Here is a 16,907-nt window from a genome sequence, read left to right as displayed (position 1 = left end):
GGCTCGGGGGAACCAGCCGAAGCCCACCTCCGAAAGGACCTCCCGCGATGCCTCGCGATCTCACCGACCCCGCACAGGGGCCGCACGCCATGCAGCTCGTGCTCGACCAGATCCTTGCCGCCGCACCGGCTCCCGCCGAACTCCGGGTCGTCCGGGACCGCCCGGAGGTCAGCGTCGAGGACAACTACACCAACCTGGGCTACCCGCCGGACGCCGTCACCCGTGACGCCCGTTACACCCGCTACACCGGCGACGGACGGATGCTGCGCAGCCACACGTCCGCCATGGTCCCGCCCGCGCTGCGGGTGCTGCGCGCCGAGGTGTGGGACGACGTGCTGATCGCCTGCGTCGGCATGGTCTACCGGCGCGACGCCGTGGACCGCGTGCACTCCGGCACGCCGCACCAGCTCGACCTGTGGCGGATCTCCCACCACCAAGCCGATCTGGACGAGCTGGTCGACGCCGTGATCACCGCCGCCGTGCCCGGAGCCCGTTACCGCACAACGCCTGCCGATCACCCGTACACCGAGCGCGGACGGCAGGTGGACGTGCTGGTGGGCGGCGAGTGGCTGGAGGTCGCCGAATGCGGGGTGGTGGCGCGGCACGTGCTGGACCGGGCACGGCTGCCCCACGACGTGCACGGCCTGGCGCTCGGGGTGGGGCTGGACCGGTTGCTCATGCTGCGCAAGGGAATCCCGGACATCCGGCTGCTGTCGTCCGACGATCCGCGGGTGGCCGCGCAGATGTTGGACCTGGCGCCGTACCGGGCGGTGTCGAAGCACCCGCCGATCTCGCGGGACGTCTCGGTGGCCGTGCGGCCCGAGCAGGACGCGGAGACGATCGGCGACACCGTGCGGGCGACCGTCGGCGATGTGGTGGAGGAGGTCGAGATCCTCGGTGAGACACCGGTCGACCTGCTGCCGCCGGCCGCCGTCGAACGCCTCGGCGCCCGGCCCGGCCAGAAGAACGTGCTGCTGCGCCTGGTGTTGCGGCACCCGACCCGGACGCTCACCGACCGCGAGGCCAACGCGGCCCGCGACGCCGTGTACGCCGCGGTCCACGAAGGCGGTGCTCAGTGACCGCGCACGCGTTCCGGGTGGAACACCAGCGGCACGCTGTACAGCTCGGCGAACTTCTCCGTCGACCCGAACGTGTCCGTCGCCAGCTTGCCGTACTTGGCGGCGAACGCGGTGTGCTCGTGCGCCGGCCGGACGCCCGGCTCCTCGGTCAGGGCGCCGGTCAGCACGAGGACCTGCTTCCCGAGTCCCTCATCGTTGAGGTGGAACGACGTGCGCGGGTTCTCCCGGAGCCGTTCCAGCCGCTTCGCGGTGGGCAAGCTGTAGAACAGCACGGTGTCGTCGTCCTCCCACAGGAACCACACCGGCGCGGGCTGCGGCGTGCCCGTGCGGTCCACCGACGTGACCCAGGCGATCATGTCCTCGCGCAACTGGCGGGCCACTCGGGCGCCGAACTCCGTGGCGGGGTCGGGCAGGGCGAAGGTCATGATCATCTCCTGTGGTCGTGTGATCGACAGCTCTCAACACCGTGGCGCGGGCCGCTATTCCGCGCCGGACCCGTCCGCGTCACGCCCGGATCTCGTTGAGGTAGTTGTAGATCGTGTACCGGGTGACGCCGAGGACGCCGGCGAGGTAGTCGACCGAGTCCCGGATGAGGAACAGCCCGGCCTCGTCCAGCACCCGCACGACCTGGGACTTGTGCGCCTTCTTCATCAGCTCGACGGGCACGCCGACGGACCCGACGGCCCGTTCGACCAGGAGCCGCTGGAGGGTGTCCACGTCGCCGGGAAAGGCCTCGACGGCGGAACCGGCCACCACAGCACCGGGTACCCCACTACCGGACAGCCCATCGCCGGACAGGCCGGCACCGGACACCCCGCCGCCGGACACCCCGCCGCCGGACACGCCGGCACCGGCCGCCACTGCACCGGGCAGCCCACCGCCGGCGGCCCGGCGCAGCGGGCGGAGGGCCGACGCGACCCGTTCCACCGTCTCGGCGGACGTGGAGGCGTGGGGCGAGAGGCGCACGTGCTCCGGCCGCACGGTCGCCGTCACGCCCGCCTCCGCCAACGCCTCGCCGACCACGGCCGCGGGCACGTCGGGCAGCGTGAAGGCCAGGATGCCCGCCCGCCTGACCTGCTCGGACACCACGGCCCCACCCGCCGACCGCACCACATCGGCCAGTTCGTCGGACCGCCGCACGATCCGCTCGTGGAGCGCCCGGACGCCGGCCAGCTCGACCAGTTCCAGCGCCGTGGCCAGGGCGCCGGCCGCGACCGGGCTCAGGTTGGTGACCGACCAGGCCGCCGCGCCCGCCGCCACCGGGTGGACGGAGCCGTCGAACCACCCGGCGTCCGCCGCGCCAGTCCAGCCGGAGGCGACCGGCTCGACCCGTTCCAGCGCCCGGTCGGACATCGCCAGGAAGCCGGTGGACCACCCGGCGCGCAGCCACTTCTGGCCGCCGACCACCAGGACATCCGCCGCCGACCACGGCTCGTCCACCACGCCGAACCCCTGGATGCCGTCGACGATGAGCAGCCGGTCGCCCACCACCTCGCGCAACGCCGCCAGATCGGCGCGATACCCGGTGCGGAAGTCGACGGCGCTCACCGACACCGCCGTGACGTCCTCGGAGAGCGCCTCCCGAACGGATTCGGGGGTCACCGGGCCGGGGTCCAGCCAGCGCACCCGCGCACGACCGGCCCGCACCCACGGGTAGGTGTTCGCGGGGAACTCGGCGGGTGACACCGCGACCTCACCCGTCACCCCCAGCGCCATCTGGAACAGGCCCGTGCTGGTGTTCGGCAGCAGCACCACGTGGTCGGCGTCCGAACCGCACAGCCGAGCGGCGGCGGCCTTCGCCCGCGGCTCCTGCCGCATCAGCTCGTCCACAGTGGACGGACCGGCGAACGACGACCGCTCCAGCAGCCGGGTGTGCTCCTCCACCACGGCGTGCGACGGCGGCCCGAAGCGGGCGAAGTCCAGGTAGCCCGTCGGCTCCTGGAACTGGACCAGATAAGAGGACGGGATGCGCATGACCACCTAGAGCACCTTCGCGAGGAACTGCCGTGTGCGTTGTTCCGCCGGATTGTCCAGCACCCGCTCCGGCGGCCCGGACTCGACCACCGCCCCGTCCACCAGGAACACCACCTCGTCCGCCACCTGCCGGGCGAACCCGATCTCGTGCGTCACCACGATCATGGTCATCCCGGACCGCGCCAGGTCAGCCATCACCGCCAGCACCTCCCCCACCAACTCGGGGTCCAACGCGGACGTCGGCTCGTCGAACAGCATCAGCCGGGGTCGCATCGCCAGCGCCCGAGCGATGGCCACGCGCTGCTGCTGCCCGCCGGACAGCCGGTGCGGGTACGCGTCGGCCTTGTCCGCCAGACCGACCCGCGCCAACAGCTCGCCGGCCTCGGAAAGCGCCTTCCGGCGCGGCACACCCAGCACGTGCGCCGGCCCCTCGGCGACGTTCTCCACCGCCGTCCGGTGCGGAAACAGGTTGAACCGCTGGAACACCATCCCGATCCCGCGCCGCTGCCGTGCGACCTCCCGCTCACGCAACTCGTACAGCTTGCCGCCACGCGAACGGAAGCCCACCGGTTCGCCGTCGACCAGGATGCGCCCCGCGTCGATCGTCTCCAAGTGGTTGACACAGCGCAGGAACGTCGACTTCCCCGCGCCCGACGGCCCGAGCAGGCACACCACCCGGCCCTGGTCGACGGAGAGGTCGACCCCGCGCAGCACCTCCGTGCGCCCGAACGACTTCCGCACCCCCACCGCACGCACCAGGCTCATCGGGCGACTCCCTTGCCGTAGAAGCGTTCCAGGAAGTGCTGCCCCACGCCTGCGACGCTCACCACCACCATGTACCACGCGGCGGCGGCCAGCAGCGTCTCCATGATCTGGAGGTTGCGGGACGCGATGTTGTTGGCGGCGTGGACCAGTTCGAGGAAGCCGATCACCGACGCCATCGACGTGCCCTTGAGCATGTTGACGAAGTTGTTGCCGGTGGGCGGGATGACGACCCGCATCGCCTGCGGGAGCACGACCCGGCGCAACGCCGTCGCGGGTGTCATGCCGATCGCCTTCGCCGCTTCCACCTGGCCGTGGTCGACGCTGCCCAGACCCGCCCGGACGATCTCGGCCATGTACGCGCTCTCGTTCAGCCCCAGCCCGAGCAACGCGGCGACGAACGCGGTGACCAGCACGTTCGTCTTCTCCTCGAACAGCAGGGGAAGCGAGATGTGCTCGAACACCAGGGCCAGGTTGAACCACAGCAGGATCTGCAACAACACCGGCAGGCCGCGGAACAGCCACACGTAGCCGGCGGCGAACCACCGGGCGACCGGGTTGGCCGACCGCCGCAGCAGGGCGATCAGCACACCGAGCACGATGGCGCCCGCCTGCGCGGCGACGGCCAGCAGCACCGTGTTCCACAGGGCGCGCAGCATGATGTCGTGGAAGAAGAACCCCGGCACCGCCGCGTAGTCGATCTCCGCCTCGGACAGCGCCTTCCCGAGCAGGGCCAGCAGGACGAGGATCAGCGCACCGCCGACCCACCGCCCCCAGTGCCGCACCGGGACCACGGTCAACTCGTCACCGGCCATTGACGGTCGCCTTCGCGATCGCGCCCTGCGCCACGTCCCAGTGCTCCAGGACCTTCCGGTACGTGCCGTCGTCGATCAGCGCCTGCAACGCCCGCCGGATCGCCTCGGTGAGCTGCGGGGTGTCCTTGCCGACGCCGATGCCGTACGGGCCGCCGTTGATCGGGGCCGCCTCGACCACCTCGAAGAACCCGCCGTCGCCCGCCGTCCTGGCGACGTAGACGGCGGTGGGCAGGTCGTTGAGGATCGCGGCGACCCGGCCGGTGCGCAATTGGTTCTGGTTCTGGGTGTCGCTGTCGGTGGAGGTCACCTCGATCTGCCCGGTCGCGCACCGGTGGCCCTTGGCGTACTGCTCCTGGCTGGTGCCCAGGTTCACCGCGACCGCCTTGCCGCACAGGTCGTCCGGGCCGCGGATACCGGCGGGGTTGCCCTTCTGCACCATGATCGTGATGCCGGAGGTGAAGTAGTCCACGAAGTCGATCTTCTGTTGGCGCTCCGCGGTGTCGTTCATGGCGGCCATGGTCACGTCGATGCGGCCGGCCTGGAGGCTGGTGATGAGCGAGCTGAACGCCATGTCCTGGTGCTCGACCGACAGCCCGAGCTTCGCGGCGACCGCGCGCACGAGGTCGACCTCGGAGCCGACCGGCGTCCGGCCGTCCTCGGCGTAGAAGTTGTTCGGCGGGTTCTGGATGTTCGAGCCGACCCGCAGCTTGCCGGACCGGGCGACCTGCGGCGGCAGCAACGCGGCGAGCGCGTCGTCCTTCGCGACCGTGCCGAGCGCCGCACCGCTCACCGGCGGACTGCCGGCGGGCGGGTCGGCGGTCGCACAGGCGGTCAACGCGACGAGGGCGGCGAGTGGAGCGAACCAGCGGAGCACGGGCACACCTCCGTACTGTCGGTGACCCGAAAACTACAACTTGTCGTTGAAGACGTCTACAAACTGTAGAAGGGAATGTCCGAGGTGTCCCGTCCGTTGTCCGGGGTAACCGGGGGTGCGTCCCCCCAGTAGAGCGAGGAGAACCTATGGCCACGGTGGAGCTGACCGCGGAGAACTTCGACGAGGTGGTCGGCGGCTCCGACATGGTCCTGGTCGACTTCTGGGCGGGCTGGTGCGGTCCGTGCCGGCAGTTCGCCCCGGTCTACGAGAAGTCCGCCGAGAAGCACGGCGACATCGTGTTCGGCAAGGTCGACACCGAGGACCAGCAGCAGCTCGCCGCCGCCTTCGAAGTCCGGTCGATCCCGACCTTGATGATCGTGCGCGACGGCGTGGTGCTCTACGCCCAGCCGGGCGCGTTGCCCGAAGCGGCCCTGGAGGACCTGATCGAACAGGCCCGCAAGGTCGACATGGAAGAGGTCCGCAAGCAGGTCGCCGACCAGCAGGCCTGAGCACGGCTGTCGGCGAAGGGGCGGGACGCGGAGTCCCGCCCCTTCGCCATGGCTACGGCAGGCAGTCCGGCAGGCCGAACGGCGGAAAGTGCTCCGCGCCCACGAACGACGTGATGCCGGCAATCAGCCCGTCACGCACCGTCAGCACGTTCACCGACCACGCGCGGTGCGTGCCGGCCGCCTCGTCCCACAGGTAGCAGGCCACGGCGGGCTGCCCGTTCGCGCTCACCGGCAGGTGCCGCCAGGCCCCGCACGAGCCCAGCGGCACGCTCACCGCGAAGTCCATGACCGCCGCGCGCCCGGCGTACCAGTTCGCCATCGGCGGCATCGCCCAGGTCACGTCCTCGGTGAGGAGCGCGACCAGGGCGGCGGCGTCCCCGCGTTCCAGCGCGGTGGTGAAGCCAGCGACGACCTCCCGCAGCCGCGCGTCCTCCATCTTCCGCAGCGCCTGCTGCTGCGTCGCCGACGGCACCTTCTCCGCGACGATCCGCCGGGCCCGCGCCAACGCCGAGTTCACTGAGGTGGTGGACGTGCGCATGGTCGCGGCGATCTCCGAGACCGAGAAGCCCAGCACCTCGAACAGCAGCAACGCCGCCCGCTGGTTGCCCGGCAGGTGTTGCAGCGCGGCGACGAACGCCAACTCCACGGCCTCGCGCTGCTCGTACCGCGCGCCCGGCCCGGCGGCCAGGCCCGCGTCCGGGTACGGCCCCAGCCACGCCACCTCGGTCACCGGCGCGTCGCCGACCACGACCCGGTCGCTCGACGGCCCGAGGTCCACCGGCAGCGCCCGCTTGCCCCGCCGGTCCACCACGTCCAGGCAGGTGCGGGTGGCCACGGTGTACAGCCAGGACCGCAGCGAGCTACGCCCCTCGAACCGCGCCAGCCCCCGCCAGGCCCGCAACAAGGCGTCCTGCAACGCGTCGTCGGCGTCGTGCGCCGACCCGAGCATCCGGTAGCAGTGGGCGTGCAGCTCCCGCCGCAACGGCTCCACCAGGCGCGTGAAAGCGGCGTCGTCGCCGGAGCGCGCCCGGTCCAGCTCGGCGTCCGCGTCGGCCGTCGTGGAAAAAACTTCGCTCACACCGACGATTCTGCCTCGCGGTAAGAGTCACCTACCTCCGAACGGGCGCAAACCCACCCTGGAGGATCCAATGAGCACCACGTCCACCGTCACCGTCGGCACCCTCCGGGTGGACGACGCGTCCCTGCACTACGAGGTCCGCGGCCACGGCCCGCTGGTGGTGCTGGTCGCCGCGCCGATGGACGCGAGGCCGTTCGAGCCGCTGGCCGACCTCCTCGCCGCCGACCACACCGTGCTCACCACCGACCCGCGCGGCATCAACCGCAGCCCGGTGGACGACCGCGACCGCGACTCCACCCCGGAGCAGCGCGCCGACGACCTGTACCGGCTGATCAGCCACCTGGACGCGGGTCCGGCGGCGGTGCTCGGCTCCAGCGGCGGCGCGGTCAGCGTGCTGGCCCTGGCCCAGGCCCACCCCGAGGTCGCGCACACCGTCATCGCGCACGAGCCGCCGTTGAGCGAGCTGGTGGACGACCGCGCGGAGGTGCGCGCGCGGACCGAGGAGATCATCGCCACCTACCAGTCCGGCGACCCCGTCGGCGCGTTCCGGAAGTTCCTCGTGCTGGCCAACATCCACCTGCCGGAACAGGTCGTCCAGGAGATGGCCGGCGGTGAACGCGACGCCCAGTCCATCGCGGACGACGACTACCAGTACGGGCGCATGATGCGGGCAACCACCCGCTGGACGCCAGACCTCGCGAACCTGCGCGCCACCGCGTCCCGGGTCCTGATCGGCATCGGCGAGAAGTCCGGCGACCAGCTATGCGACCGCACGTCCCGGGCGCTCGCCACGGCACTGGGCACCGAACCCACCATGTTCCCCGGCGGCCACATCGGTTTCGCGGAAGACCCTGAGGCGTTCGCCGTCAAGCTGAGGGCCGTGCTGAACGGCTGACCGTTCCGGATGCGGCCGTGCCGGACAGGTGACTGCGGGGACAACGGCCCGACCGTTGCCCAATGCGAGGAGGGGCGCCGTTTCCGGCGCCCCCCACCCTCGCTCCGGATCGCAGGCGGCAGGCGGGTCCACCCGTTCTCTGCTTCCGGCGTCACGGCTTGCGCCGTGCCGGTGAAACCCGGTGCGACCTGCTCTCGTCTACGGGTAGGCCGACGATCCTGGCCCCCCACGGGTTCCCCGAACAGCCGTGCGTACACACCGCACCCAGTGGGTAGTCCTGGGCCGGAGAGAGGAGACGGCCCATGAACCCCACCGACCCGTCCACCGCGGAACTGGTCGGCCGACTGTCCGAACAAGTCAGCAGGCTCGCCCGCGAGGAGATCCGGCTGGCGGTGGCCGAGGTGAAGACCAAGGGCAGGCACGTCGGCGTGGGCGCCGGGCTGCTGGGCGGCGCGGGCGTGCTCGCCTGGTTCGGCGTGATGGCGCTGATCGCGGGCCTGATCCTGGTGCTGGCGCTGGTGCTGCCCGCGTGGCTGGCGGCGTTCGTGGTCGCGGTCGCGGTGTTCGCCGTCGCGGGTGTGCTCGCCCTGATCGGCCGCAAGCGCATCGACCGGGGCACGCCGCCCATTCCCGAGCAGGCCGTAGACGGCGTGCGGCGGGACATCTCGCAGGTCAAGGAGAGGGCGCACCGATGAGCAAGGACGTTCCGCAGGACCCGGCCGCGCTGCGCGCGGACATCGAGAAGACCCGGGTCGAACTCGGCGACACCGTGGAGGCACTGGTGCACAAGGCGGACGTGCCCGCCCGGGTGAAGGAGACCGCGCACGAGAGCGTGGAGCAGGTGAAGGAAGGCGCGACGGCCGTCGCCGAACGGGTGAACACGGCCGCCGTCGTCGCCGCCGAGAAGGCCCAGGAGACCGTCGCCCAGGTGTCGACCCGGGTGTCCGACAAGGCGTCGCGCGCGGTGGACGCCCTGCCGCCGCCGGTCGCCGACCGGATGCGCAGGCACCCGGCCGCGATCGCGCTGGGCGTGGCGGCGGCCGTGCTGCTGGTGTGGCGCCTGGTCCGTGGGGGGCGGTCATGAACAAGCTGCTGTACCGGCCGCTCGGGATGCTGTTCAGCGTGCTCGGCGGACTGGCCGCGAGCAAGCTGTTCGCGCAGGTGTGGAAGGTGATCAGCGGCGACAAGGTCGCGCCGACCGCCACCCAGCGCGACCGGGGCTGGGGCGAGGTGCTGCTCGCGGCGACCATCCAGGGCGCCATCTTCGGCCTGGTGAAGGCCGCGATCGACCGGGGCGGGGCCACCGGCTACGACAAGCTCACCGGCGAGTGGCCCGGCGACACCCGGGACGTCGACAAGTGACAGCCTGAGACCCGTGCCACCACCCCGGGGAGCCGAACTCGACGCCATCCGCAGCCGCCGCGCGGCACTGCGCTCGCAGTACCTGCGCGGCGGCGCCCCGCCCACCCGCGGGGTGCACCACATCGCCCTGATCTGCCGGGACGTCGAGGAGACCATCCGGTTCTACCAGGAGTTCCTCGGCTTCCCGCTGGTGGAGCTGGTGGAGAACCGGGACTACGCGGGCTCCAGCCACTTCTTCTTCGACCTCGGCAACCGGAACCTGCTGGGGTTCTTCGACTTCCCGGGCCACGACCACCCGCCGTTCCAGGAGACCATCGGCGGGGTGCAGCACCTCGCGCTGTCCGTGGCGGCGGAGCGGTTCGCCTCGATCAGGGCGAAGCTCGACGCGGAGGGCGTGGAGTACGTCGGGCCCGACCGGGGCGCGGACGACAGCCTGTACCTCCGCGACCCGAACGGTGTCGGTCTGGAGTTCTACCGCGAGGAGTTGGGCCGGTTCGAGGGCGAGGAACTGCTCTGATGCTCCCGGACCCGCGCCTCAGAACCGGGGCGAGCGCTTCTCCAGGAACGCCCGCACGCCTTCCGCGTACTCGGCGCTGTGCACCGCCTCGTCGTACAAGGCATGTACCGCGGCGTCCTCCTCGTGCTGCCCGTCGGTGATCAGGTCGACGATCGTCTTCGCCCCGCGCACGCTCACCTGAGCCCGTGACGCGATCACCTCGGACAACTCCTTCACCCGGGCATCCACGTCCTCGTGGACCTCGTTCACCAGACCGATCCGCAGCGCAGTCGCCGCGTCGATCAACTCCCCGCTGAACAGGATCTGCTTGGCCCAGGCCGGACCCACCACGTCCACCAACCGCTTGGTGGACGTGAGGTTGTAGACGATCCCCAACTTGGCCGGCGTGATCCCGAACTGCGCCCCCGCCGAAGCGATCCGGAGGTCACAGGCCAAGGCGATCTCACACCCGCCACCGACGCAGAACCCGTGCACCGCCGCGATGGTCGGCTTGCCGAGGTTCGCGATGGCACGCTCGCCGTCGTGCACGGCCGCGCCGTACCGGGCCGCGCCTTCGGCGCCCTTCCGCAACGTCGAGAACTCGCTGATGTCCGCACCCGCCGAGAAGTGCTCCCCGCCCCGGATCACCAGCACCCGCACGTCCGGGGCCTGCCGGACCCGCGCGAGCAGACCCGGCAGCGAGGACCACATCTCGAAGCTCATGGCGTTGCGCTTGGCGGGCCGGTCGATCGCCAGGGTGGCGACCGGGCCGGACATGTCCAGTCTCAGCGTCATTACCGGAGGGTAGATCGGCGACCGGGACGGCGGGTGGTGAGCGGCCTCACGCCAGCCACCAGAACGTCAGGCCCCCGACCACCAGGCCCAGCGCCACGCCGCCCACGACCTGCGCCACCGTGTGGTCCCCCAGCGCCACCCGCGACCACCCCACCAGCGCCACGGCGGGCGCGAACACCAGCGTCCACGGTCCGAAGGTGACCACCAGCACCGCCAGCGCGCCCGCCGCGACGGCCGTGTGCACGGAGACCTTCCAGCCGCGACCGCCACCCGGCACGGGCGCGCCGAACGTGATCGCGATGCTGACCACGAGGCTGAGGAACATCGACAGCGACAACGCCAGCATCCGGTGCGGCGCGCCGCCCACCACCAGCAGCGCGATGCCGGTGCCCAGCGACGCCGCGCAGGTGAACAGCGGCACCAGCCGGCCCTCGCGGTTGGTCACGTGGTGGCCGTTCCAGCGGCCCCGCCGCGCACCGCGCACCACCACCGCCATGGGGATCACCGAGCCGGTCACGCCGACCACCAACCCCCACACCACGGTCTGGAAAGCGTTTCCCGTGGCGTGCCAGGCGACCAGCAGCGGCAAGCTCAGCACCAGCACCCACGGGGCGAGAATCTCCGTCACCACGCGGGCGAGCAGTGGCGGTGTGGACGTGACCATGGGCGGAGCCTAAGTGGTCGCTTTCGGAAGTTCTTCGGGGGTCGTGACGACCTGATCAGAAGGGGTTGTCCAGGTAGAGGCGGCAGGCGCAGTCGAGGGCTTCTTCGGGGCTGCCGCTGGGGAACCCGGAGGGCAGAATCTGGTTCTCGTAGCGGTCGCTGCTGGCCAGGTAGAGCCCGAAGCCCCAATGCCGGGCCGAGCCGCCATACCGCAACCGGATCAGGGGTTGCACCCTCCCGTCGGGCAGGTGTGCCTCGACATAGACGAACGCGCCGCGGTAGCGGAATTCCAGGTCGCCCGCCTGTGGCCAGTGCGTTGCGGCGTGGGCGCGCAACCGTTGCCCGACAGAGATCTTGGTGGACTCCGGTGGGGTGGCCATGACCGACATCGTGCCCGATCGGCATCCTGGACGCCGCCCCTGACCGTCGATCATGAAACGAGCCGGTCGCGATGCCCGTGGTCCAAGCCTGTCCTGTGACGGTGACCGGTGCGGTGCGGCGGGTGCTGACCCGGCGTGCCCGGGGCCGGAAGACGCCGTATCGGGACAAGGTGCGGGCACGGATGGTGCTGCTGGCCGCCCGCCGGTGGTCCAACGCGGCGATCGCGGCGGAGGTGGGAGTCACGGTGGACACGGTCCGGACCTGGCGGGGCCGGTTCGCGGCGCAGGGGTTGGCGGGGTTGGCCGATCGGGCCCGGTCGGGTCGTCCGACGCGGTTCACCCCGGTGCAGGTCGCGCAGGTGAAGGCGCTGGCCTGTCAGGTGCCGGCCCGCGCGGGGGCGCCGTTGTCGCGGTGGTCGTGTCCGGAACTGGCCCGCGAGGCGGTGGCCCAGGGCGTGGCCGAGGCGATGTCGGCCTCGACGGTGTGGCGGTGGCTGGCTCGGGAGGCGATCAGACCGTGGCAGTACCGGTCGTGGCTGTTTCCGCGTGACCCGGACTTCGCCGCGAAGGCCGGGCGGGTGCTGGACCTGTATGAACGTCGCTGGGAGGGCAGGCGGCTGGGGTCCGGGGAGTATGTGATCTCCAGTGACGAGAAGACCTCGATCCAGGCCCGGTGCCGCTGTCACCCGAGTCTGCCACCCGGTCGGGCGCGGATGATGCGGGTCAACCACGAGTACGAGCGGGGTGGCGCGGTGGCGTATCTGGCCGCCTACGACGTGGAGCAGGCGCGGGTGTTCGGGCGGTGCGCGCCAACGACGGGGATCGTGCCGTTCATGGCATTGGCCGAGCAGGTCATGACGTGTGAGCCGTATGCCTCGGCGAAGCGCGTGTTCTGGGTGGTGGACAACGGATCCTCCCATCGCGGCAAGACCGCGATCGATCGGCTGGCCGCACGGTTCCCGAACGCGGTCATGGTGCACACCCCGGTACACGCCTCGTGGGTGAACCAGGTGGAGATCTTCTTCTCCGTTGTGCAACGCAAGGTCGTGTCGCCCAACGACTTCACCGACCTGGCCGAGGTCGAGCAACGACTGGCCGACTTCGAGAAGCGCTACAACGCGACCGCCAAGCCCTTCCAATGGAAGTTCACTCGCCGGGACCTGCACGATCTCCTGACCAGGATCAGCGAGCACGAACGCCAGGACGCCCCCGCCGAGCTTCCACACGCGGTATGACCACCCCCGAAGAACTTCCGAAAGCGACCACTAAGGCGGAGCGGTCGCGGGCGAGGTGGTGTTCCGCCCGCGACCACCGATTGGTGTGATCTACCGGTACGCGTTGCGGGTGTAGGTGAGGCTGAAGTCGCCCCGGTTCGCGAAGTACACGGACACCAGGTACGCCGGGTCGGTGGCGAGCAGGCCGCGCGGCAGGTCGCTGCCGTCGTTGCCGTCGTCCCAGCCCCACGCGGTGTTGGCGGCGTTGTTCTTCCCGTTGTCGCCCCGGAGCGTGCCCCAGCCCGCGAACGTCGCCGAGTCGGACCGCCGCGCCCACAGCCCGCCGGCCGCGAACGTGTCGACCAGCCGGTACCCGACGGAGCGGTCGTTGCCGCCGGACGGCACCTCACCGGTCGCGGCGGGCACGTAGACCACCCCGTCGCCGCCGGGGAACTCCGCGCCGTTCCACGCGTAGAGCCCGTGCCCCTTGGCTTCCTGCCGCGTGGTGGGCCGCTGGTCCTGCACCAGCAGCGTCCCGTCGACGTTCTCCCGACCGCCGGTGAACGTGCTGCCGGCGGGCACGTAGGAGTAGAAGTCGCTGTGCGCCACGGTGACCACGGCTTCGAGCCGGCCGAACGCCGACCCGTCCTTGCGCACGGTCGCCAGCAGGCCCTCCATGTCGTTCTCGTGGGTGAACTGCTCGAACGGGTCGGGGAAGTCCTCCCAGTCACGCGGGTGGTAGAAGCTGTAGGCGATGAACCAGTGCGTCGACGTCTCCACCACCGAGTAGTACGCCGCACCGGTGAGCCGGAACAGCGAGTCGTCCTGGCTCTCCCAGTTGTTCAGCGTGGTCCACTCGCCGTCGAAGTCCACAGTGGACAGGTAGTCGGCGTCGTAGTCCGAGGAATCCGTGTCCTGGTAGTGGACGGGGGCCCAGCGGAACGCCAACTCGGCGTCCGTGGCCGCTTCCGCCGGGGTCGTCAGGAACACCGACAGCCCGACCGCCGCCAGTAAGGACGCGGCGCCCTTGCGCGCAGAGAACACCATGCTCCACCTTCCGTCAGGGATGTGGCCCGTCGGCAGAGCCAACGGGCCACGCGGAACCCTGCGGTGAAGTGACGGCCAACGCAAGGCGTTGATCGGGTGATCGTTTCCCCGCGCGGCGGGGACCTCGGGCAGTCGGGAACTCGGGCGGCTGGGAACTCGGGCGGCTGGGAACTCGGGCGGCTGGGAACTCGGGCGGCTGGGAACTCGGGCGGCTGGGACCTCGGGCGGCTGGGACCTCAGGCAGCCGGGAACATCCGGGCCATCCCGGGCGGCGGGGTGAACGGGCGCCACCGGCCCTCACGTTGTGCCAGCCGGTCGGCGATGACCCACCACACGGTCGGGTTGTAGCCGTAGCCGAGGTGGCTGGAGGCGACGGCGACGTTCTCGCGGCACGCGGCCGGCTCCTCGATGCACGTCTGCCACGCCACGATCCCGTCCGACTTCGAGTACACCGAGGTCGCGGGCACCGGGAACGGCGGCCGGGTGTGCTCGGGCGGCGGCATGTCCGCGCCGGCCCGGTAGAACCGGGCGAGCAGCCGGTACACCGGGTTCACCCTGGTCTGCCGCAGGTCGGTCATCGCGTACGGGCTGCCCAGCGTGATGACCTGGCGCACCAGCCCGGGGTGCTCGCGGGCCAGCTCACGGGCGAAGATGCCGCCCAGGCTCCAGCCGACGAGGCTCACCGGGCGTTCCGCGCCGACTTCGCGCAGGAGGGCCCGCATGCCGTCCACGACCCCGACGGACGGTCCGATGTTGCGCCCGAGCCCCCACCCGCGCACGGTGTAACCGAGACCGGTCAGGAACTTCCGCAGCAACCCCGTGGACCCGTCCGCGGCGCCCAGGCCGGGCAGCACGAGCACGGTGTGCCCGTCACCGCTCGGCGCGGCACGCAGCAGGGAGCGGGTGGCGGCGAACTGCCCGAGGTCCACGACCGCCCTGGTCGGCTCGGTCAGGTACCAGAGCAGGCTCGGCGCGGAACCGCGCACGAGGTGCAGGTCCGGCCGTTCCGACGAGGGGACTTCCGGTAGTGCCGACATGGCCCCTCCCCCGGCTCGTCGTGGAGCGCCCCGCACAAACCATGATGTTTCCAAAGAATCGGATGCACCAGTCCCAGATACATCTCGACGCCCGCGAACCTCTGGTCATCGCCGGACGCGAGTTCGGGTCGCGCCTGGTCTGGTGGACGAGGTGCTCACCCCCGGTGCAGCACCCTGCGGCGTTCCCCACGCCGGCCTGCTACTTCTCCTCGACCAGCGCGTCGCCGTACAGCTCCACCTCGGCCACGTCACCGACCGCGACCAGGACCGCGGTGCCCGTGCCGTCCCGCCCGGAGCGGTCGCGGATGCCGAGCGCGATCACTTCGGCGGCCCGGCGGCGATGCGCTCGCGGACCGCGTCGGGAGTCGTCTCCCAGTCCGACTCGATCCACCACGTCGCACCGGCCGCCGCCCACTCCCCCACGTCGACCGGGCTGACGCCCTCCGCGATCACGTCGTAACCCTCCCAGGGCAGTCCCAGGGACTCCCGCAGCCGCCGCACCTCGGTGACGACGGCGGCGAGTTCGGCCGGACTCTCCGGACCACGCGCGTCACCGTCGCCGACGATGTTCGCCAACAGCCCGTCCCACCGCGCGGCGCGCCGCAGCGACGCCTCGCGCGGGTAGGCCCCGACCACCCACACCGGGACGCGGGGCTGCTGCACGGTCGGCGGTGGCGGGAAGAAGTCCGTCGCCTGGACCTGATAACGCTTGCCCGAGAAGGAGAACGGCTGACCGCGCATCAGACCGTCGTAGACCGCCAAACCTTCGTCCAGCAGCAGAGCCCGTTCGGCCCGACCCTGATCCCGCTCGAACGCCGTCCAACCCGGGTGGAGCGCACCGAGCCCCACCGCCAACCGCACCCGGCCGCCGGACAGCCGGTCCAGGGTGCCGACCTTGGACGCGACGTCCCAGGGCTTGAACCGGGGCAACGGCGTCAACATCGTGCCCAACGTCAACGACGAGGTGCGCATGGCGGCGGCGGTCAACGCCACCCACGCGTCCACGCCCCACACCGACTCGGCGAGGAACACCCCATCCCAACCGGCCGACTCGGCCAGCCGCGCGCAGGACGCCACATCAGGGGCGTCGAAGAACGGCAACACGATCCCACAACGCATGTCCCGAACCTTTCCACATCCGTCGCCCTCGGTGCAGGAGGCAGCCGGGGCCCCGGCTGCCTCCTGCGGTTGACGCCACTCAGCAGACCTGGTCCCGTTCCTGGAGCCGGACGGGCTTGGTCGGGTTGTCCACCCACACCACGTGCGTCCGCGCACCGCGCAACTGGGCACTCAGCTCGAAGAGTCTCCGTGCGCTCTCCGGACTCTCGGACTTCAGGTGGAAATCACCCTCGACCGAGTTCACCTCCACGCCGGTTTCATAGGCCAAGCCGTAACCTGCCACCCGTGCATCGATGCGCTCGCCGTACTCTTCGACGATCGAGAACAGTCGGGGAGCTTCGCCCATCGCCATCTCCCGCATGACGTGGGCGAACTCTTCTTCACCCCACTTCGGCTCCGGGGCCGGGCGATCCATCAGAACGCTCACGCCGCCACCTTCAGACTGCCGAGCAGCGCCTCGAATTCGTCTCCCGGCAACATGACCCCACCCACCTCTTCCGGCGACACCAACCACTCAGCCGCCGTGTCCCCGATGGCTGCCGGGGGCAGTGGCAGCGTTGTGCCGTCCGGCAGTAGTCGCACCTCGTCACGCACCAGCATCAGTGGACAGGGCGGCTTCACGAGGAAGTAGGCCAGCGGCATTCCGGGGATTGCCAGTACGGGCGTCGGCCTGGTCTGGAACCAAGGGTGACCGGCGATCTCCTCGACCAGCGACTCGTGCACCGACACCGCGCCGAGGGTCGGTCCGGTCACCGCCAGCACAGCGGGTGCCTGGCCCCTGGGAGCCGACCACCACTCGCGTACCAAC

Annotated in this window: 23 protein-coding genes; 8 read left to right on the top strand and 15 right to left on the bottom strand. The window is 71.1% G+C overall.

Annotated elements, in window-relative coordinates; all coding sequences use genetic code 11:
• Positions 1-47: 47 nt before the first annotated feature.
• On the top strand, positions 48-1,079 hold the full coding sequence (locus tag ACQPZF_RS14250; protein ID WP_433271879.1) for a hypothetical protein: 1,032 nt from the start codon (positions 48-50) through the stop codon (positions 1,077-1,079).
• Here the strand turns inward: ACQPZF_RS14250 and ACQPZF_RS14245 are convergent.
• From ACQPZF_RS14245 to ACQPZF_RS14225, 5 genes are all read right to left on the bottom strand, one after another.
• A complete protein-coding gene (locus ACQPZF_RS14245) occupies positions 1,073-1,504 on the bottom strand; it encodes a TIGR03667 family PPOX class F420-dependent oxidoreductase (RefSeq protein ID WP_433271878.1) in 432 nt (143 codons plus the stop codon). The two genes, ACQPZF_RS14250 and ACQPZF_RS14245, sit on opposite strands and share 7 nt — an antisense overlap.
• 79 nt (positions 1,505-1,583) lie before the next feature.
• Positions 1,584-3,053 (bottom strand): aminotransferase class V-fold PLP-dependent enzyme, encoded by a 1,470-nt coding sequence (locus ACQPZF_RS14240; RefSeq protein WP_433274552.1) that lies wholly within the window; start codon positions 3,051-3,053, stop codon positions 1,584-1,586.
• Positions 3,054-3,059: 6 nt separating this feature from the next.
• The gene (locus tag ACQPZF_RS14235; protein WP_433271876.1) at positions 3,060-3,818 is read right to left on the bottom strand and encodes an amino acid ABC transporter ATP-binding protein; all 759 of its coding nucleotides are present in this window, start codon (positions 3,816-3,818) and stop codon (positions 3,060-3,062) included.
• A complete protein-coding gene (locus tag ACQPZF_RS14230; RefSeq protein WP_433271875.1) occupies positions 3,815-4,630 on the bottom strand; it encodes an amino acid ABC transporter permease in 816 nt (271 codons plus the stop codon). Before ACQPZF_RS14230 ends, ACQPZF_RS14235 begins: the two co-directional genes overlap by 4 nt.
• Positions 4,620-5,504: an ABC transporter substrate-binding protein gene (locus ACQPZF_RS14225; protein ID WP_433271873.1), complete on the bottom strand. Its 885-nt coding sequence runs from the start codon at positions 5,502-5,504 to the stop codon at positions 4,620-4,622. Before ACQPZF_RS14225 ends, ACQPZF_RS14230 begins: the two co-directional genes overlap by 11 nt.
• A 146-nt stretch (positions 5,505-5,650) precedes the next feature.
• Here ACQPZF_RS14225 and trxA point away from each other — a divergent pair, with 146 nt between their 5' ends.
• Positions 5,651-6,013, top strand: a complete 363-nt coding sequence (trxA, locus tag ACQPZF_RS14220) for a thioredoxin (protein WP_433271872.1) — start codon at positions 5,651-5,653, stop codon at positions 6,011-6,013.
• 52 nt (positions 6,014-6,065) lie between these two features.
• Here trxA and ACQPZF_RS14215 read toward each other — a convergent pair whose 3' ends face one another.
• Positions 6,066-7,091 carry a sigma-70 family RNA polymerase sigma factor gene (locus tag ACQPZF_RS14215; RefSeq protein ID WP_433271871.1) on the bottom strand — a complete coding sequence of 342 codons (1,026 nt, stop codon included), beginning with the start codon at positions 7,089-7,091 and terminating at the stop codon, positions 6,066-6,068.
• A gap of 70 nt (positions 7,092-7,161) precedes the next feature.
• Here ACQPZF_RS14215 and ACQPZF_RS14210 point away from each other — a divergent pair, with 70 nt between their 5' ends.
• From ACQPZF_RS14210 to ACQPZF_RS14190, 5 genes are all read left to right on the top strand, one after another.
• Positions 7,162-7,986 (top strand): alpha/beta fold hydrolase, encoded by an 825-nt coding sequence (locus ACQPZF_RS14210; RefSeq protein WP_433271870.1) that lies wholly within the window; start codon positions 7,162-7,164, stop codon positions 7,984-7,986.
• 302 nt (positions 7,987-8,288) lie between these two features.
• A complete protein-coding gene (locus ACQPZF_RS14205; RefSeq protein WP_433271869.1) occupies positions 8,289-8,681 on the top strand; it encodes a phage holin family protein in 393 nt (130 codons plus the stop codon).
• On the top strand, positions 8,678-9,070 hold the full coding sequence (locus ACQPZF_RS14200; RefSeq protein WP_433271868.1) for a DUF3618 domain-containing protein: 393 nt from the start codon (positions 8,678-8,680) through the stop codon (positions 9,068-9,070). Before ACQPZF_RS14205 ends, ACQPZF_RS14200 begins: the two co-directional genes overlap by 4 nt.
• Positions 9,067-9,348 carry a DUF4235 domain-containing protein gene (locus ACQPZF_RS14195; protein ID WP_433271867.1) on the top strand — a complete coding sequence of 94 codons (282 nt, stop codon included), beginning with the start codon at positions 9,067-9,069 and terminating at the stop codon, positions 9,346-9,348. The genes ACQPZF_RS14200 and ACQPZF_RS14195 overlap by 4 nt, the downstream gene beginning before the upstream one ends.
• A gap of 13 nt (positions 9,349-9,361) precedes the next feature.
• On the top strand, positions 9,362-9,865 hold the full coding sequence (locus tag ACQPZF_RS14190) for a VOC family protein (RefSeq protein ID WP_433271866.1): 504 nt from the start codon (positions 9,362-9,364) through the stop codon (positions 9,863-9,865).
• 18 nt (positions 9,866-9,883) lie between these two features.
• On the opposite strand, the gene ACQPZF_RS14185 is transcribed toward ACQPZF_RS14190, so the two are convergent.
• From ACQPZF_RS14185 to ACQPZF_RS14175, 3 genes are read right to left on the bottom strand one after another with little or no spacing between them, the layout of a single operon-like run.
• Positions 9,884-10,639, bottom strand: coding sequence for an enoyl-CoA hydratase/isomerase family protein (locus ACQPZF_RS14185; protein WP_433271865.1), 756 nt, complete (start codon positions 10,637-10,639; stop codon positions 9,884-9,886).
• Between the two features lie 46 nt (positions 10,640-10,685).
• Positions 10,686-11,303, bottom strand: a complete 618-nt coding sequence (locus tag ACQPZF_RS14180; protein ID WP_433271864.1) for a hypothetical protein — start codon at positions 11,301-11,303, stop codon at positions 10,686-10,688.
• 55 nt (positions 11,304-11,358) lie between these two features.
• Positions 11,359-11,682: a hypothetical protein gene (locus ACQPZF_RS14175; RefSeq protein ID WP_433264812.1), complete on the bottom strand. Its 324-nt coding sequence runs from the start codon at positions 11,680-11,682 to the stop codon at positions 11,359-11,361.
• A gap of 101 nt (positions 11,683-11,783) precedes the next feature.
• Between ACQPZF_RS14175 and ACQPZF_RS14170 the strand changes: the two genes are divergently transcribed.
• Complete coding sequence (locus ACQPZF_RS14170) at positions 11,784-12,917, top strand: IS630 family transposase (RefSeq protein ID WP_433271863.1); 1,134 nt, start codon at positions 11,784-11,786, stop codon at positions 12,915-12,917.
• Positions 12,918-13,007: 90 nt separating this feature from the next.
• Here ACQPZF_RS14170 and ACQPZF_RS14165 read toward each other — a convergent pair whose 3' ends face one another.
• The 6 genes from ACQPZF_RS14165 to ACQPZF_RS14140 all read right to left on the bottom strand — a co-directional run bounded on the left by ACQPZF_RS14165 (position 13,008) and on the right by ACQPZF_RS14140 (position 16,852).
• Positions 13,008-13,943: a hypothetical protein gene (locus ACQPZF_RS14165; RefSeq protein WP_433271862.1), complete on the bottom strand. Its 936-nt coding sequence runs from the start codon at positions 13,941-13,943 to the stop codon at positions 13,008-13,010.
• 236 nt (positions 13,944-14,179) lie between these two features.
• Positions 14,180-14,980: an esterase/lipase family protein gene (locus tag ACQPZF_RS14160; RefSeq protein ID WP_433271861.1), complete on the bottom strand. Its 801-nt coding sequence runs from the start codon at positions 14,978-14,980 to the stop codon at positions 14,180-14,182.
• A gap of 199 nt (positions 14,981-15,179) precedes the next feature.
• Positions 15,180-15,302: a hypothetical protein gene (locus ACQPZF_RS14155; RefSeq protein WP_433271860.1), complete on the bottom strand. Its 123-nt coding sequence runs from the start codon at positions 15,300-15,302 to the stop codon at positions 15,180-15,182.
• Positions 15,299-16,099 (bottom strand): LLM class flavin-dependent oxidoreductase, encoded by an 801-nt coding sequence (locus ACQPZF_RS14150; RefSeq protein WP_433271859.1) that lies wholly within the window; start codon positions 16,097-16,099, stop codon positions 15,299-15,301. The genes ACQPZF_RS14155 and ACQPZF_RS14150 overlap by 4 nt, the downstream gene beginning before the upstream one ends.
• Before the next feature lie 79 nt (positions 16,100-16,178).
• The gene (locus ACQPZF_RS14145; protein ID WP_433271858.1) at positions 16,179-16,526 is read right to left on the bottom strand and encodes a hypothetical protein; all 348 of its coding nucleotides are present in this window, start codon (positions 16,524-16,526) and stop codon (positions 16,179-16,181) included.
• The gene (locus tag ACQPZF_RS14140) at positions 16,523-16,852 is read right to left on the bottom strand and encodes a hypothetical protein (protein WP_433271857.1); all 330 of its coding nucleotides are present in this window, start codon (positions 16,850-16,852) and stop codon (positions 16,523-16,525) included. Before ACQPZF_RS14140 ends, ACQPZF_RS14145 begins: the two co-directional genes overlap by 4 nt.
• Between the last annotated feature and the right edge of the window lie 55 nt (positions 16,853-16,907).

The organism is Actinosynnema sp. CS-041913 (genome assembly GCF_050942485.1).
Classification (GTDB): domain Bacteria; phylum Actinomycetota; class Actinomycetes; order Mycobacteriales; family Pseudonocardiaceae; genus Actinosynnema.
This window is presented reverse-complemented; position numbering and strand designations above follow the sequence as displayed.